Source organism: Micromonospora sp. NPDC049060 (assembly GCF_040649055.1).
Classification (GTDB): Bacteria; Actinomycetota; Actinomycetes; order Mycobacteriales; family Micromonosporaceae; genus Micromonospora; species Micromonospora reichwaldensis.
Genome location: NZ_JBEZEV010000006.1, coordinates 56410 through 69553 on the forward strand (window position 1 = coordinate 56410; position 13144 = coordinate 69553).

General features: G+C 72.4%; 12 protein-coding genes, 1 tRNA gene and 1 pseudogene. 7 read left to right on the forward strand and 7 right to left on the reverse strand.

What is annotated here, in order from left to right:
• Positions 1 to 184: 184 nt before the first annotated feature.
• The 3 genes from AB0B83_RS04815 (at position 185) to AB0B83_RS04825 (ending at position 2255) form a co-directional block, all read left to right on the forward strand.
• Positions 185 to 270: transfer RNA gene (locus AB0B83_RS04815), tRNA-Leu, on the forward strand.
• Positions 271 to 336: 66 nt separating this feature from the next.
• A complete protein-coding gene (locus tag AB0B83_RS04820) occupies positions 337 to 1452 on the forward strand; it encodes an NAD-dependent epimerase/dehydratase family protein (RefSeq protein ID WP_207914176.1) in 1116 nt (371 codons plus the stop codon).
• The gene (locus AB0B83_RS04825; RefSeq protein ID WP_357577012.1) at positions 1449 to 2255 is read left to right on the forward strand and encodes a WecB/TagA/CpsF family glycosyltransferase; all 807 of its coding nucleotides are present in this window, start codon (positions 1449 to 1451) and stop codon (positions 2253 to 2255) included. The genes AB0B83_RS04820 and AB0B83_RS04825 overlap by 4 nt, the downstream gene beginning before the upstream one ends.
• A 136-nt stretch (positions 2256 to 2391) precedes the next feature.
• Here the strand turns inward: AB0B83_RS04825 and AB0B83_RS04830 are convergent, their stop codons facing one another.
• On the reverse strand, positions 2392 to 4074 hold the full coding sequence (locus AB0B83_RS04830; RefSeq protein ID WP_357577013.1) for a peptidase: 1683 nt from the start codon (positions 4072 to 4074) through the stop codon (positions 2392 to 2394).
• 121 nt (positions 4075 to 4195) lie between these two features.
• Positions 4196 to 6055 (reverse strand): S8 family serine peptidase, encoded by a 1860-nt coding sequence (locus AB0B83_RS04835; RefSeq protein WP_357577014.1) that lies wholly within the window; start codon positions 6053 to 6055, stop codon positions 4196 to 4198.
• A gap of 217 nt (positions 6056 to 6272) precedes the next feature.
• Between AB0B83_RS04835 and AB0B83_RS04840 the strand changes: the two genes are divergently transcribed.
• Positions 6273 to 6872, forward strand: coding sequence for a hypothetical protein (locus AB0B83_RS04840; RefSeq protein ID WP_357577015.1), 600 nt, complete (start codon positions 6273 to 6275; stop codon positions 6870 to 6872).
• Here AB0B83_RS04840 and AB0B83_RS04845 read toward each other — a convergent pair.
• The 3 genes from AB0B83_RS04845 to AB0B83_RS04855 all read right to left on the reverse strand — a co-directional run bounded on the left by AB0B83_RS04845 (position 6840) and on the right by AB0B83_RS04855 (position 8520).
• On the reverse strand, positions 6840 to 7247 hold the full coding sequence (locus tag AB0B83_RS04845; protein WP_357577016.1) for a hypothetical protein: 408 nt from the start codon (positions 7245 to 7247) through the stop codon (positions 6840 to 6842). The two genes, AB0B83_RS04840 and AB0B83_RS04845, sit on opposite strands and share 33 nt — an antisense overlap.
• Positions 7248 to 7447: 200 nt before the next feature.
• Positions 7448 to 7669 (reverse strand): DUF397 domain-containing protein, encoded by a 222-nt coding sequence (locus AB0B83_RS04850; RefSeq protein ID WP_132235357.1) that lies wholly within the window; start codon positions 7667 to 7669, stop codon positions 7448 to 7450.
• Positions 7639 to 8520 (reverse strand): helix-turn-helix transcriptional regulator, encoded by an 882-nt coding sequence (locus AB0B83_RS04855; protein ID WP_357577017.1) that lies wholly within the window; start codon positions 8518 to 8520, stop codon positions 7639 to 7641. The genes AB0B83_RS04850 and AB0B83_RS04855 overlap by 31 nt, the downstream gene beginning before the upstream one ends.
• Before the next feature lie 626 nt (positions 8521 to 9146).
• On the opposite strand from AB0B83_RS04855, the gene AB0B83_RS04860 reads away from it, so the two are divergent.
• Positions 9147 to 9434 (forward strand): hypothetical protein, encoded by a 288-nt coding sequence (locus AB0B83_RS04860; RefSeq protein ID WP_132235361.1) that lies wholly within the window; start codon positions 9147 to 9149, stop codon positions 9432 to 9434.
• A 100-nt stretch (positions 9435 to 9534) separates the two neighbouring features.
• Complete coding sequence (locus AB0B83_RS04865) at positions 9535 to 9987, forward strand: hypothetical protein (RefSeq protein ID WP_357577018.1); 453 nt, start codon at positions 9535 to 9537, stop codon at positions 9985 to 9987.
• Positions 9988 to 10070: 83 nt separating this feature from the next.
• On the opposite strand, the gene AB0B83_RS04870 is transcribed toward AB0B83_RS04865, so the two are convergent.
• Positions 10071 to 10862: a PASTA domain-containing protein gene (locus AB0B83_RS04870; protein WP_357577019.1), complete on the reverse strand. Its 792-nt coding sequence runs from the start codon at positions 10860 to 10862 to the stop codon at positions 10071 to 10073.
• Between the two features lie 179 nt (positions 10863 to 11041).
• A complete protein-coding gene (locus tag AB0B83_RS04875; protein ID WP_357577020.1) occupies positions 11042 to 11716 on the reverse strand; it encodes a PASTA domain-containing protein in 675 nt (224 codons plus the stop codon).
• Positions 11717 to 11840: 124 nt separating this feature from the next.
• On the opposite strand from AB0B83_RS04875, the pseudogene AB0B83_RS04880 reads away from it, so the two are divergent.
• Positions 11841 to 12758: pseudogene (locus tag AB0B83_RS04880) on the forward strand (hypothetical protein); the annotation flags it as partial.
• Positions 12759 to 13144 lie beyond the last annotated feature (386 nt).

A 13144-nucleotide genomic window follows, 5' to 3' on the forward strand; every position in this document is an offset into this window, starting at 1 on the left:
GCCGTCTGACGGCGGCCCGTTCGGACGGGCCGATAATGCCGTGCTACTCTTTCGTCCGCCACGAACGGTAACCGCTCCTCGGACGGTAACCGATCGTCGCAACGACCACGGACCGGCTAGGATGTCCGGGGCCCGCTGGGGACAGCAGGTCCGGCACAGACTACAGTGTTCGAGGTCAAGCCACGGGGAAGTGGCGGAATGGCAGACGCGCACGGTTCAGGTCCGTGTGCCCGAAAGGGCGTGGGGGTTCAACTCCCCCCTTCCCCACCAATACGCGAGGGCTCCGCAGCGATGCGGGGCCCTCGCGCTGTATCGGGGCGTGCCGTACGTCACGCTATGCTCCGATGGTTTCTGCCTCCGATGGACCAGGAGTGGCGTGTGAGTGTCGCGTTCGTGACCGGGTCGGGCGGTCTTATCGGCTCCGAGGCGGTCCGGCACTTCGCCGGCCTCGGTCTCGAGGTCGTCGGCATCGACAACGACATGCGGCAGGAGTTCTTCGGCGCGGAGGCGTCCACCGCGTGGAACGTCCGCCGGCTGACCGACGAGCTGGGGTCCGCGTACTCGCACCACAGCATCGACATCCGCGACCGGGCCGCGCTGGCCAAGCTGTTCAAGCGGTACGGCACCGACGTCGCCGTGGTGATCCACACCGCCGCCCAGCCGTCGCACGACTGGGCGGTGCGCGACCCGTTCACCGACTTCGACGTGAACGCCGCCGGCACGCTCAACGTCCTGCAGAACGTGCGGGAGCACTGCGTCGAGGCGCCGCTCATCCACTGCTCCACGAACAAGGTCTACGGGGACCGGCCGAACAGCCTGCCCCTGGTCGAGCTGGAGACCCGCTGGGAGATCGAGCCCGGGCACCCGTACGAGCAGGGCATCCGCGAGGACATGTCCATCGACGCCTGCCTGCACTCGATCTTCGGCGCCTCCAAGGTGGCGGCCGACGTCATGGTGCAGGAGTACGGCCGCTACTTCGACATGCGGACGGCCTGCTTCCGGGGCGGGACGCTGACCGGCCCGGCGCACTCCGCGACGGAGCTGCACGGCTTCCTCGGCTACGTGATGCGCGCCAACATGGAGCGCCGCACCTACAAGATCTTCGGCTACCAGGGCAAGCAGGTCCGCGACGCCATCCACAGCTCGGACGTGGTCAGCGCCTTCGAGGCGTTCTTCCGCAACCCGCGCTCGGCTGCGGTCTACAACCTCGGCGGCGGCCGGCACTCGAACACCTCCAACCGCGAGGCGTTCGCGCTCGCCGAGCAGATCACCGGCCAGGAGATGGTCACCGAGTACGTCGAGGCCAACCGGATCGGCGACCACAAGTGGTGGATCGGCTCGAACGAGGCCTTCCAGGCCGACTACCCCGAGTGGAAGCAGGTCTACGACGTGCCCATGATCATGCGCGAGATCTACGAGGCCAACGTGGACAAGTGGGTGCCGGGCGCATGACCGGCAGGGGCAAGCGGAACGTCCTCGGGGTCCTGGTCGACGCCACCGACTACGCCGAGGCGACCGAGCAGGTGGTGGCGGCGGCGCAGGAGCGCCGACCGCTGGCGCTGACGGCGCTGGCCGTGCACGGCGTGATGACCGGGGTGCTCGACCCGGCACACAACGCCAGGCTGAACTCCTTCGACGTGGTCACCCCCGACGGCCAGCCGGTGCGCTGGGCGCTCAACCTGCTGCACGGCGCGGGGCTGACCGACCGGGTCTACGGCCCGAACCTGACCCTGCACGTGCTCGCCCGCTTCGCCGACGAGGGGCTGCCGGTCTACCTCTACGGGTCGACCGAGGAGACCCTGGCCAGGCTGATCCCGGCGTTGGAGCGGATGTTCCCGGCGCTCAAGATCGCCGGGGTGGAGCCGTCCAAGTTCCGGGCGGTGCAGCCGGGCGAGGACGTGGAGATCGCCGACCGGATCCGGTCCAGTGGGGCCCGGCTCGTGCTGGTCGGGCTGGGCTGCCCGCGCCAGGAGGTCTTCACGTACGCCATGCGGCCGCTGCTGGACATGCCGCTGATGGCGGTCGGGGCGGCCTTCGACTACCACGCCGGCCTGCTGCGCCAGCCCCCGCCGTGGATGCAGCGGGCGGGCCTGGAGTGGTTCTGGCGTCTCGGCCTGGAGCCCAAGCGGCTCTGGAAGCGCTACGTGATCCTCAACCCGGCCTACCTGACCCGGCTCGCCGGGCAGAAGACGGGGCTGTGGAAGGCGAAGCCGCCGGCCCCGGCCACCGAACGACCGGCAACCTTCGCCGTCTGAGAACGCCGGTGGCCGTGGAAGCGAGATCCGATCCGGCTCCGCCTGTCCCTTCGCGCGGGCGTAGCTGAGGACGCACCACGAGGCAGGTGGTGGGCTTGAGCTTGAGGCCCACCACCTGCCCTTGTACGGATGCGGGTCAGTCCCGCGGCAGCTGCAACACCAGGCGGCGACGACGGAACAGCACGATCAGCACCGCCCCGAGCGCGAGCACCGCAGCACCCGCGCCCGCGAGGAGCCCGGCCGGTGCGCCGGTGACCGGCAGGCCGCCACCGGAACCGCCGCTTTCCGTGGTGATGACGATCCGGGCGGTGTTGTTCGGCGGATAGGACTCGTTGGACCCGACGACGACACTGCGGGCGTGGATCGTGCCGTCGGTGCCCGGCTCCGACTTGATCTTCAGTTGAACGGTTGCCGTGATCCTGCCGTAGCCGGAGGCGACAGCCGGGAACTCGCTTTCGAAGTTGCAGCGCAGCTTCGCCGACTCCGGCAGCGACTCGTGTTCGGTGCCGTCGGTGTAGCACCACTCGGCCGGCAGCAGCACCGTACCGGTCGGCGCGGTGATAACCACTGACGGGCCGCCACCATCGGACGGGCCGTTGTTGACGACCTCGTAGGTGAGGTCGACGGTCTGCCCGACGGCGCCCTTGACGGCCGGGGCCGTGACCGCGAGGTCAAGGGTGTTTCCCTTGCTCCAGAACGCGAAGTCCGCAGTGTTGTCCGATTCGTCGAGTTCCCGTCGCGTGCCGACGTCGCCCTTCGCGGCCTTCGCCTGCTGCTTGCGTACGGCCTCCGCGAACGACGGGCCGGTTCCTTCGGTACGGGCGGCCCTCTTCGCCCCTCGCGCCTCTTCGGCAAGGGCCACCTCGACGAGACCGTGGTGCTCCAGCGGCCCCGGCAGGTTTCGGCCGAAGGTGATGTTGAACAGCGACTTTCCTGTCGCGTAGTCGAACAGCAGCAGGTCGTGCCCGGGTTCGAGGGTCAGTGGCACGGTGCAGCTGACCTCACCCGGACCGTAGACGTAGGGCTGCCCGGTGTCCTTCGGATAGAAGTCCGTGTAGGTGCAGTCGCTGTACCGCTCGACGAACGTGGCGCCGGTGGGGACGACGACCCTGAGCGTGAAGTCGCTCGCGGCCGTGTCGCCCTCGTTCGCGACGCGTCCGTGCAGCGGGACGACATCACCGGGGCCGACCGGATCGTCCTTGCCGTTCAGATTCCGCGCGGCGGCGACCAGGTCGGGACCGGACGGGCTCACCGTAACCGGAAACGACGTGGTGTTGTCGCCCGGGGACACGTCGTCCTCCGCGCCGGCGATGGTGACGGTGACCGATCCGGCGTCGCCGGGGGAGGCACCCTGGCGGCTCGCCAGCGACAGCGGGCTCAGGTGCGTGACCTGGCCGGCCTGAAGAACCCCGATGGCACAAGTCACCTTGGCACCGGCGAGCTTGCAGGAGTCGGTCCAGTCCGGCACCGAGACGGTGACCGAGTCCGCGACCTTGCTCAGGTCCAGCGTCACGGTCACCGCGGTGGCGGTCGCACCGCCGTAGTTGTAGACGTACATGCCGACGAAGGTGCCGCTGTTGTCGATCTCGGCAACCGGGTCACGGTCGAACGAGACAGACAGGTCAGGCAGCGGATCTGCGGCATGGGCGGCGGTCGGGGCACCAATTGTCGCGACGGTTGCCAGCACGGCCGCACCTGCCGCCATGCGAGACCAGACCCCGGGCTTATGTGTCATTTTCTCTCCGGTCAATTGACATCGGTGCCGCACTCTAGCCTGCGGTCCCATGCGGAAAACCTTGGCCGATCGTTCAGAGATCATGACGAGTGGGTATCGCGCGCCAGCGCGGTCCCCGGCCGAACGTCGGCTGGGGCCGCAAGTGTCAGGAAGGGCCCCTTCCTATCGCGTAGGCGATAGGAAGGGGCCCTTCCTGACTCTCAAATCAGAGGGTGAGGGTCCAGGTGTTCAGGTAGCCGGTGTCGCCCGAGTAGACGTCGCGCACCCGCAGCTGCCAGGTGCCGTTCGCCGCCTCGCTCGACAGGTTCGCCGTGTACGTGGTGTTGATGTTGTCCGCGCCGTCCCACCAGCTGCTGTTCTTCAGCCGGTAGGACGAGCCGTCCGGCGCGACCAGGTCGATGACGACGTCACCGCGGTAGGTGTGCACGATGTTCACCGCGACGGTGGAGGCCGACGAGGCGTTGCGGGCGCAGCCGGCGATCACGATCGAGCTGCTCACCGCGACGTTCGTGTCCGGGATCGCGAGGTCGGTGCCGTTGGTGCCGGAGCAGCCGCCGCCGGTGCCGGTGACCGTCAGCGAGTAGGTGGCGGTCCTGCTGCCCGAGGCCGCGGTGCCCGTCACGGTCACGGAGTAGGTGCCGGCCGGCGTGCTCGCCGAGGTGCTGATGGTCAGCGCCGACGAGCCACCCGAGGTGACGGTGGCCGGGCTGAACGAGGCGGTCGCCCCGGACGGCAGCCCGCTCGCCGAGAGGCTCACCGACTGGGCGGAGCCGTTGGTCGTGGCGGTGGCGACCGTGGCGGTCACCGAGCCACCCGGCGCGGTCGAGCCGGCCGTCGGCGAGACCGAGACGGAGAAGTCGTTGGTCGGCGGCGGGGTGTCGCCGTTGACGACGTAGAGCAGCTTGTTCGGCGAACCGGTGCCCGGGTTGGTCACCACGTTGCTGGTGGCGTTGTTCACCAGGTAGTCGCGGACCTGCTGCGGCGTCCAGGTCGGGTTGGCGCTGGCCACCAGGGCCGCGACGCCGACCACGTGCGGGGTCGCCATCGAGGTGCCGCTGATCGTGTTGGTGGCGGTGTCACCGGTGTGCCACGCCGAGGTGATCGACGAGCCGGGCGCGAAGATGTCCAGGCAGGTGCCGATGTTGGAGAACGACGACCGGGCGTCCGTGTTGGTCGTCGAGCCGACGGTGATGCCCTCGGCGGTACGGGCGGGCGAGGTGTTGCAGGCGTTGCCGCCGGAGTCGTTGCCGGCCGCCAGGCCGTAGCTCACGCCGGAGTTGATGGAGTTGCGCACGGCGGTGTCGAGCGTGGTGTTCGCGCCGCCGCCGAGGCTCATGTTGGCCACGGCCGGCTTGACCGCGTTGGCGGTCACCCAGTCGACGCCGCCGATGACGCCGGCGTTCGTGCCGCTGCCCTGGCAGTTCAGCACGCGTACGCCGACCAGCTGGACGCCCTTGGCCACGCCGTACGCCGAACCGCCGACGGTGCCGGCGACGTGCGTGCCGTGCCCGTTGCAGTCGTCGGCCGAGCCGCCGTCGACGGCGTCGTAGCCGGAGACCGCCCGGCCGCCGAAGTCGCTGTGGCTGAACCGGATGCCGGTGTCGATGATGTAGGCGTGCACGTTGCTCGCCGTGTTCGGGTACGTGTAGGAGCTGTTCAGCGGCAGTGCGCGCTGGTCGATCCGGTCCAGGCCCCACGTCGGGTTGGTCTGGGTGCCGGCGATGGAGACCGTGTGGTTCTGCTCGACGTACGCCACGGCGGGGTCTGCGGCGATGCGGGCGGCGGCCCTGGCGTCGACCCGGACCTCGAAGCCGCGCAGGGCGGCGCCGTAGGTGCGGGCGACCGCGCCGCCGTGCCGGCCGACCAGCCGCTGCGCGGTGTCACCGACGCTGCTGCGGGCGACCGAGCTGTCCTTGAAGACGACGATGTAGCTGTCGGCCACGGCGGTGGCGCCGCCAGCGGCGCGGATCGTGCCCACCGGTTCGGCGGCCATGGCGGGCGTGGCGGTGGCCACCATGGCCAGCGCGGCCACCCCGACGAGTACGGACCTGCGTGGAAGACCCATCTTCTACTCCCTCCGACCGGCACCGACCGTCAACTGTTCGAGACGAGTGAATCGATGAATGCCGATCAAGCTGAGGGTAGGGGGGCGCAAACGGGAATTCAAACATGTCGACTTCCCCATACCACCGGAGGGATGACCCCCTAGGGGCGGCGGCTGCGGGACGAACCGGGGACCTGCCCGGATTCACGATCGTCGAAAACGGGCAAGGCTGTCGGTCATGGAGATTCACCTGACCGTGCTGCTGTCGCTGGCCGCCGTCTGGCTCGTCGCCGGCTGGCTCGCGGACGGGCTGCCCCGGCTGGACCACGCCCGGGCCCTGCGCCGGCGTACCGGATGGGCGCTCGCCCTGACGCTGACCGGCCTGGGCCTGACGGCCGCCGTGCTGGGCGCGGGGCTCTCCAGCGCCGGCGCGACCCCCGCGGACCGGGCGGCCGCCGGCCTCACCCTCACCGTTGCCCCCGCGCTCGTGGTCGCGGCCTGCACGGTGCGCCGGGTACGCCGGCTGCGGGCGGGCGCGGGCGCGCTCTCGTCGGCCCCGGGCACCCCGGCGCCGCACGGCCTGCGGGCCTCCGCCGCGCACCCGCTAATCGGGCTCCCGGTCCAGGTCACCGGGCTGGCGATCCTGCCCGCGGTGGCTGCGGCGAGCGCCCCGGACCTGCTCTCCGGACCCGGTGTGGCCGGGCCGGCGGTCACCCTGGGCGTGCTGGGCGTCGCCGCCATCGGCGTACGCCACGCCCTGCGGCACAGCCGGCTCGTGGAGCGGGCCGTGCCGGTGCGGCCCGCGTCACCGCGAGCGGCCAGGGCCCTGCACGTATAGCAGTTCCAGGATCGCCCGGGTCGCCTCGAACCAGCGGTCGAGCCAGCCGGGCGGCGGGACGCTGCCCTTCGGGGGCAGCTCCATCAGCAGCCCGCGCAGCAGCGGATGGTCGACAAGCGACTCGGGCGGCTCCACCGACCAGTTGCCGGACGGGAACGACGGCTCGGTCAGCGGGTTGGGGTCCAGCGAGGGCAGGGAGAGCGGCGGACCGGGCTGCTCCGGCGGCGCGGCCGGGCTCTCCCGGCCACCCATCTCGGTGTCGGTCGACACCACCTCGGTGAGGACGGTGTCCCGCCGTGCCCCCCGGTACTTGCCCCCGAACCGTTCCGGCTTGCCCGGCCCGTTGGTGAGGTTGTCCGAACCGATCGTCGTCATCCGTCTCGCCTGCCTCGCTCGGTTGCCGATCCCGGCGGCGGCTCGTCGACCACCGCCGTGCCGAGGGGTACAACGACACGGGACCCGATGTGGCGACGCTGACGGCGGGACGACTTCGCGGCCGGTCCGGACGCGGGCACGACGATGCCCCCGCCCGGCTCCACTGCCGGGCGGAGGCATCCCGTCACGTTCCGGTCCCGTCAGCCCTTGTCGAACACACCGCCCCTGGCGCCGGCGACGAAGGCGTGCCAGCCACCCGGGGAGAAGACCAGGGCCGGGCCCGTCTTGTCCTTCGAGTCCCGCACACCGACCGCCCCCGTCACGTACGCCACCTCCACGCAGTTGTCGCAGTTCGGCCCGCTCTTCGAGCTCTTGAACCACGTCGCCTGCGTCAGGTCCACGGGGAACCCGTTGGTCGCCATTTCCACATCGGCTCCTCTGCCAGTTTCGCGATGTGTGCGATGGACTCCTCAGGACGAATGGCCGCCGCTCGGATGTGATCGAAGATGAAGCTGTACTTCTGCAGTTCGTCACTCTTCTCCAGGAAGAGCCCACCCGTGGCATTCTCCGCGTACACGACATCCGGATCACCGGGCTCAGGGAAGCTGAGGATCGTGAAGGTGCCGTCCATGCCGGCGTGCGCCCCCACCGTGAAAGGCAGGATCTGGAGCGTCACGTTCGGCAGTTCCGCCACCTCGACCAGGTGTTTCAGCTGGTCACGCATTACCTCGTCCCCGCCCACCGGACGACTCACCACCGCTTCATCGAGCACCACCCACAGATCGACCGGATCATCCTGCGTCAACAACGACTGACGGCCCAGACGGACACGCACCCGTTGCCGCACCTGTTCGGGAGTGAAGTCGGGCCGGGCGGCCCGGATCATCGCGCCCGCGTAGTCCTCGGTCTCCAGCAGCCCGGGCACCACCTGCTGCTCGTACGCCCGGATCGAACCGGCCGCCGCCTCCAGCCCGACGTACGCGCCGACCAGCACCGTGCTGTAGGGGTGCCACCAGCCCTTCTGCCGCGCCTCGCGGGCGATCTGCACCAGCTCGTCGCTCTCGGCACCCACCACGCCGTAGATCCGCAGCATGTCCCGCACGTCGCGTGGCGTCGCCGTGGTGTGGCCGGTCTCGATCCGCGAGACCTTCGACGCCGAGCACTCCAGCTGCTCGGCGACCGCCTCGATGGTGATGCCGGCCCCCTCCCGCTGCCGGCGCAGTTCGGCGCCGAGGCGACGCCGCCGGATGGTGGGGCTGCGCCGCTCGCTCACGACACGACCCCGCCCGCTGGTCGGAACCACCGCCTGTCAGGCCTCACCCGGTCCACCTCCGCCTCGCCGTGCGCCACTGTCGTCACCCGCCAGGGGCGCGACCGTCGTACGGCGGGCGTCGTTCGCGGCGTGGGGTGGTGCCGGTCATCGGCCGGCCGCGACGGGCGAAACCGCTCCCAGTGTGCCGGGCATACGTGAATGGCTTCAAGCGCAGCTTTGCACGAGCCGCTCACGTATCGGCAAAAGTCGACGTGCAACTTGCATGAAGCACGTCGCTGATGCACTCTGTCCGTATGGCACGGGTTACTCACCGTCTCCGTCCGCTTCCTCGCCGTGGTGACCCCACGGACCGCGGGACGCGCGGCGGTGGGAGCGCCCGGCAGTCGACAACCAGACCTGCCCCGGGTTGATGACCTCGCCGCTGCACGCCAGTTGGCTGCGGCGGCGGGAGCGGTACCCGGAGTAGCCGAGTGTTGGTCGGGTGGCGGTTCGCCACCAGCGGATACGGCCCGACCACCACCGCCCGCAAGACCGGTCCACGAGGCACGACCCCGCCACCGGGCCATCGACGTCCCCCGACCCCCACCGCCGGCCCGTCGGCCGGCCGACCCTTCCCAGGAGCCCATGTGCTTCCCCGCTCCGGTGACGTAGTGCACGTGACTCGCGCGGCGAGTGTCCAGTTCCTCAGGCCCATCATGTTCCGGGTCATCCGGGTGCTGGACTGGCCGACCTACGACGGCTGGATCTGGCTCGAAGGCTACGAGTTGAACGCATCGGGGGACGCGGTCAGCCGGCGGTCGATCTTCGTCCAGCGGGAGGGGCTGCGCCACCTGCGCTCGGCCCCCGAGCCGCGTCCGCACACCGTGCGCGCGCCGCGCCGGCCCGCCGCCCGCACCCCGGTCCGGGTGGGCTGACCTGCGCGATCGGCAGCCGAGAGGCGTGCCGTCGCCATAGGATGAGGTACGCCCACCCCGGCACGTTTCCACCCCGCGCGTCCAGGACCCCGAACCTGGGATGGCCATGGTCAATCAGCCCGCCGCGCGGCGGCACCACCGCTCCCGTATCGCCTACGCCTTCGGACTACTGGCGCTGATCGGCGCCGCCACCACACTGGTGGTCGTGGTCCGCGATCCCGCCCTCTCGTCCACCACGCGGCTGACCACCCCGGTCCCGGCACCGGAGATCACCGTGGTGGACGAGGACCCGCCCTACGACGACGTGCCGGACGCCCTCGACCCCCCGTACGCGCTGACCGGGCCGGACGAACCGGACGCGCTCGGCGCCGCGGGCGACTCCGGACCCGCCGCCGCGGCCGGGGTTCCCACGGGCTCCCCGGACGGTGCGGCACACGCCGCCCGCCCCGCGCCCGACGACGTCCGCCGTTCCCTCTTCTGGTCCGGCATCTTCGGACTGGCCATCTCGCTGGCCGGGCTCGGCATGGTCGGAACGAGACGACGCATGTGGTGACGCGGCGGCGCGGGCCGTAGGCGTGACGACGCAGGTCGTGGCGTTACGGCGCACGTGGTGACGCGGCGGCGCGGGCCGGCGGCTCACCGGGTGGCGGTCGGTTCGACCGACGGTGTGACCTCGCCGGTCGGCGAGGCGGCCTCGCGGGCCACCACCAGCGTGACCTCCTCGTCCGCCGGCACCAGTTCCCCCGCCGCCGGTTCGGTGCGGATCACCGTGCCGGCCGGACGGTCCGACGTCTCGTACTCGACCCGGTGGTCCAGCCCGACGTCGTCCAGGATGGCCTGCGCCGTCTCCAGCGGCAGGTTCACCACCGGCGGCATCGGCAGTTCGGCCGGCTCCGAGGGCGTCGGGGACGCCGAGGGCGACGAGCTGGTGGGGGCCGCCGAGGTCGGCGCGGCGGTGGTCGGCGACGCGCGGGTCACCGACGGCGACGGCGACGGCTCCGGCCCGCTCGGATCGTCGTCCGTCGACTGGAGGGCCAGCCACAGCCCGGCGCCGAGCAGGCCGAGCAGCAGCAGCACGATCACGCCCCACAGGATCGGCAGCCACCAGCGCCGAGAGTCCTGCTCCTCGGCGTACCACTCGGCCTCCGGCTGGTCGGCCGGGCCGCCGGGCCGCACCTCCGCCCGGCCGGACCACGCCGCCGGCCCGGACCGCTCCGGCGGCACGGCGGCCGTACGGTCCAGCGGGGCGGTGCCGTCGCCGGGCACCGGTCGGGTGGCGTCGCCGGCCCCCGGGGCGCTCCGGTCGGGGCGGGGCAGCGGCTGCGTACGGTCGGGTTCCGGCCCGGCCGAGGGATCACCCGGCGGAGGCAGCGGGCGGGTCCGGTCGTCGTGTTCCCCGGCGGGCGGCTCCCGGCGGTCGTCGCTCATGCCGGCACTCCGCTCCGCTGCGTGCCGACATGAGGCACCACCGCACCGTGCCGATGACTCGCTCGCTGACGCTCACTCATGGCGCGTCCTCTCCCGGCCCGGGCGGGCGTCGCGGGCCCTGACCGCCAACCTAGCGGTCCCGGAGGCCGTCGGCCGGGATCAGCGTGTCGGACGCTCCGTCACGGCGTCGGGGAGGGCGAACCGCCGTCCTCCGGCGCGTCGCCGCACCAGATCGACACCTGGTCGTTCCACCGGCCCGCACCGTCGCCGGGCGGATCCTGGCGGCTGACCTTGCCGGTCCTGCCCGTCCGGTACTGCGGGTAGAAGCCCTCGTCGACGAGCTCGTCCGCCGCGTCGTCGCAGTCGTCGCCCACCACGTCCGGCACGGTGGCGGCCGGCGCCGGACCGCTCACGTAGAGCGTCACGGTGCGCCCGGGCTGCACCTCGGCGCCTACCTCCGGCGAGGTGCGCTCCACGGTCGTCCCGGTGCCACGGCCGAAGACGAGCCGCCAGCCCAGCCGCTTGTCGCGGAGCTCCTCGCGGGCGTCCGTGAAGTCCTCGCCGACGAGCGGCGGGACCGTCAGCCCGGCGGAGCGGCTAGGTGCGGTCGTCCGGGGAGCCGCCGCCGGCGCGGACCGGCCCGGGGTCGATCGGGTCGCGGCGGGCACGCTGGTGGCGGGCAGGCCCTCCGACGCCGCCGGCGGCGGGGCCGACGGGTCGTCCTCGCCGGCCAGGAGCCAGCCGCCGGTCGCGCCGACGGCAGCGAGCAGCACGACGGCCAGCCCGCCCCTGAGCAGCAACGCCGACCGGTCCGGCCCGGCGCCGTCCCGCGCGCCCGTGTCCCCGTCCGTCATACGCCCACCCCGCCTCGATCACCGGCGACCGTACCCGCTCCCGTCAACGCCGGCGTCATCGCGGTTGCCCGGGCCGGACCGCCACGACTCGCCGCGCCGACCACGGGACGTTACGCTCCCCGGCATGGCCAGACGAGGCTGGGGAGGATCGATCGCGATCGCGGTCGGCGTCGCTGCCGGCGCGGGCGCGGCCCAACTGGGCTTCGGCTACGGGCTGGGCATCATCAACTGGGCGCCGGCGGACGCGACCGCCGGCGCGACCGCCTGGGTGGCGGGCCTGATCTGGGCCACCTGGATCGCGGCCACCTCGACGGTCTTCGGCGCGGTCTGCGCGCAGCGGCTGCGCGACCGCGCCCCGGAACCGGACACCGGTCCCGCCGACGCGACTCCGGCCGGACCGGGTGGCGGCGTCCTCGGCTCCGCCGCGCTCGCCGTGGCCGCCGGGGTGGGCGCGCTGATCACCGTGCTGCTGGTGGCCGTACCGGCGCGGCAGGCGGTGGCGGTGGCCGACACCGGTTCGCCCCGGAACGTCGCGGCCGCCTACGCGGCGGTCGGCGTGCTGGTCGGCGTGCTGACGGCGGCCTGGGCGCTGCGCTCGCGGGCCGCCGCGAACAACGTGCTCGCCACCGTCGGCTGGCTCTGGCTGCTTGCCGTGATCGCCGTCGTGGACGGCGTGCTGGCCGGGCGCGGCCTGACCAGCGCCCAGCTCGGCATCTGGCAGCTCGGCCCCGACGACGGGCGGTACTGGATCCGCGACTACTTCTACTGGCCTGGCGCGCTGCTGTCCCTCGGTTCCGCGCTGGTGATCGGTGCCCTCGCGGCCCGCCGGGACGCCCGGGACCCCGACCACCGGGTCGGGGCGGCCGCCTCGGGTGCGGCCGGGCCGCTGCTCGTCGCGACCGCGTACTTCCTGGCGGTGCCGAGGCTGACCGCGATCAGCCCGGAGCAGGTGTCGGCGCACCTGATCGCGCCGTACGCGGTGATCGTCGGGGTCGGCGGCGCCGTCCTGGTCACCGTCCTCGCCCAGCGGGCCGCCCGACGGGCCGCGGCCCGGGGGCCCGTGCGGGTCCCCCGCCAACGCACCGGCGAACCCGCCGACCAACCGGGCGACCCGGGGCGGCAGACCCCTCCGGTCGGCGGCACCGACGGCGACGCCCAGGCGACGCCCGACGGCAGCGACACCCGCACGACGCCGGGCGGCAGCGACGCCTCCACCATGTCGGGCGGCAGCGACACCTCCACCGGGCCGGGCGACAGCGATGCCTTCAGCAGGCCGGACGGCAGCCACGCCTCCACCATGTCGGGCGGCAGCGGCGCCTTCACCGGTTCCGGCGGCAGCGCGCCGGGCGGGGGGCCTGTCGCGGCGGGCGGAGGGGCGTTCCCCGCCGACCGTGAACCGACGCCGGTCCCCGCCGCCGCGAGGCCCGC